The organism is Methyloterricola oryzae, assembly GCF_000934725.1.
In the GTDB taxonomy this organism is placed as follows: Bacteria; Pseudomonadota; Gammaproteobacteria; order Methylococcales; family Methylococcaceae; genus Methyloterricola; species Methyloterricola oryzae.
Genome location: NZ_JYNS01000061.1, coordinates 1 through 2,822 on the forward strand (window position 1 = coordinate 1; position 2,822 = coordinate 2,822).

Here is a 2,822-nt window from a genome sequence, read left to right on the forward strand (position 1 = left end):
TCGATGGTCTCGTTGATGAAGGCCTTCTTGCCCGGGAAACGCTCCAGCGGCGCGTCGAAGTTGCCTTCGCCGAATTCCTTCACGCAGGCCATCGCCTTCTTCTTCACCGCGATATGCCCCGCTACCATCTCGTTCACCGACTGCGCCACCGTGCGAAACTCACCCTGGTACTGCTGCGCGTTCAGCATCACGTCAATGTCGCCCTTGTCATGCTCCGAGGACATCCGGTGCATGTCGTCGATCAGCCCCTTCAAGGGCAGGATGAAGGCGTCCAGGGTCTGGTTGACACCCTGCACGATGCGGCCGTAGTCGCCGTGGTGGCGGGAAGCGTCGGCGCGCACATCCAGCTTCAGTTCCTTCGCGGCCGCTGCCAGGGTCTGGGTGTCGGCGGCCATGTTACGGAGGGAGGTCAGCATGGATTGCATGGCCACCACCATGCTGTCGGCGGGCTTGCCGCGCACATCGAGCTCGACGCTCAGATCGCCGTCGGCGATACGCCGGGAGATGGCCGCGGCTTCCGTGATCTCCATGCCCAGGGCCTTGCGGATGCTGTGGGTCAGCCAGAACACATAGGCCAAGCCCAGGAGCATGGCGACGCTGAAGATGATGGCCAGGGTGCTCTCGGTGGTGTCGATGCGGCCCTGGGCATAGGCTTCCACCTTGGCGTTGGCGTCGTTGGCCTTGTTTACGGTCTGATCGATGTAGGTCCGGTGCTGGGCGAACTCATCGGCCATGGGCCTGATGGCCGCCTGCATGGCGGCTACGTCGCCGCGGCGGGCCGCCGGGATCAGCTGCGAAAAGGCCAGTTCATAAAAGCGCTGCGCATGGACGTCGGCCTTGTTCAACAACAAGTCCTGCACATCGCTCGGCAGGTCCGCCTGCTGGGTCCAGAAAGCGTGCCGGCTCTCATACTCCTTCTTGAGCTGGGAGAGGCGGTCGATCAGGCCGCTGCGCTCCTCCGCGCTGGCCGGCTGACCGCCCAACTGCATGGCCGTCAGGTAGGACTCGATGATGAACTCGGGCGGCGGCAGGATGTCCGCCACCAGATCCTTGCCCTGCACCACCTTGTCATAGACCGGCCCGTTGACCTGCAGTTCGTTCAGCGCACGGTAGGAGAACAGTCCGTAGACTCCGAAAGAGCCGGCTAGAACGGCGACCAGGATGCCAAAGTGAAACAAGAGGCTAAAGCGACCGAAATAGCTGTTTGCGGTACTCGACATTGCAAACTCCTACAGTGTGTTAATTGAATGCATGGAAATTCGGGGAGGTCTTGTGTGACTTTGCGCCAGTCAAGCCGCCTCCAACTGAACGAGGTCCAGTTCCTCGCTGTTCATCAGCTTTTCGATCTCCACCAGGATCACGTTGCGGCCTTCGATCACGCCGACGCCGATGATGTAGCCGGTGTCCACGCTGCTACCCAACTCGGGCGCAGGCCTAAGGTTTTCGCGTTGCAGAGTAACCACGTCGGACACGGCGTCTACCACCATGCCGACCACCCGGTCGGAAAAGCTCAGGACGATCACCACCGTGCTCGGGTCATACACCACGTTGCCCAACTGGAACTTGATGCGCATGTCGATGATGGGTACGATGTTGCCGCGCAGGTTGATGACGCCCTTGATGTGCTCCGGGGCGTTGGCGATCCGGGTCACCTTGTCGTATCCCCGGATTTCCTGCACTTTCAGAATATCGACGGCGTAGTCTTCGCCGCCCAGGTTGAAGATCAGGCATTCCCTGCCGCCATCGGCGCTTCCTTCAGCTTGAAGGTCGGTCATGTTGAAACACTCCGGAACATGGTTTGGAATTGATCTATCCAGGCGCAGCGCGGCTGCCCGCGGCCTGATTTTCAGGGCGAGCGCAGCAGGATGTGCTTGGGAGTTCTAGCCGGGAGCAGGGGCTGGGTGAAGGGCTGGTCTGGGAAGTCGTGACAACGGCGCCTGCGAGCGGCGCTTCCACTGTCACTCCCAAGGCGGGGTTTGGGCCTTTGGGGTACCGGCAAGGTTTTTGGCCGGCCGAGTAAAACTGGATCATAGCCCTGAGCCTTCCCTCGACAAACCCAAAGCTAGTTCACATTTTTCGAAATTCAAGTCATCATTGAAAGATATAGGGGAATTTTATTACTGCCGCAGGTCCCCGCCCACAAAGTGCTTAGCTGGTCGCCTGGGTGGTTCAGCAGGAGCCGCCGCGCAATTCCCGCCTGATTTCGCGGGCGATGAGCGCGACGATGATGCAGGAGAGTTCGTCGCTCCCCACGTTGCCCTCCAGGCTGTCAAACACGCGGTCAAAGATATCGGCTTCGGCCACGCCCTGTGTCCGGGCCCGGCGCACCAGTTGACGCATGTGCGTGAGTTCCTCCCGTAACGCTACCGTCATAAGGCTTTCCAGCTCTGTCTGTTCGATGTCCATCTTTTCTTCCTGCCCTTGCGCATGTGCTTGAGTGGGCGCATCCATGTGCCCCTGAGTAAGCGCGTTATTGACCCGGCCCTTAATGGCCGGGTCAATGCGGGGCACGGATGCCCCGGCGCGTCCAGAGCTCGCATCAGCCAAGGTCGGGCGCGTACCGACCATGGCGTCGGCCCGGAATACCAGGAGGGTATTTTTGGGCCTGTTCAACAAGCCGCGAAAGACTAGAACTCGGCCCAGTCCTCGCTCTCGGCGACCGCCGCCAGGCGCGGCGAAGCCTTCGCCGACCGGGCCGGCATCGCCAGCACCTTGGCCGCCTTCGCGGCCGCCGGCTTCACAGCGTGGCTGCGGCTGGCCGTGTGCGAGCGTCCCGTTTCCTGCAGCTTGAACTGCGCCACCGTCTCCGCCAGGTTCGCCGC

Annotated in this window: 3 protein-coding genes and 1 pseudogene; all 4 read right to left on the reverse strand. The window is 61.5% G+C overall.

All coding sequences use genetic code 11. The features are described from left to right. Positions 1–1,220: pseudogene (locus tag EK23_RS21220) on the reverse strand (hypothetical protein); the annotation flags it as partial. 69 nt (positions 1,221–1,289) lie between these two features. Continuing rightward, entirely contained in the window at positions 1,290–1,775 is a 486-nt protein-coding gene (locus EK23_RS21225) for a chemotaxis protein CheW (RefSeq protein ID WP_045227397.1), read from the reverse strand. Positions 1,776–2,169: 394 nt separating this feature from the next. Beyond that, positions 2,170–2,613 (reverse strand): hypothetical protein, encoded by a 444-nt coding sequence (locus EK23_RS23565; RefSeq protein ID WP_145998786.1) that lies wholly within the window; start codon positions 2,611–2,613, stop codon positions 2,170–2,172. A 14-nt stretch (positions 2,614–2,627) separates the two neighbouring features. Continuing rightward, positions 2,628–2,822 (reverse strand): hypothetical protein (locus tag EK23_RS23825; RefSeq protein ID WP_045227399.1); only part of this gene is annotated, 195 nt, incomplete at its 5' end.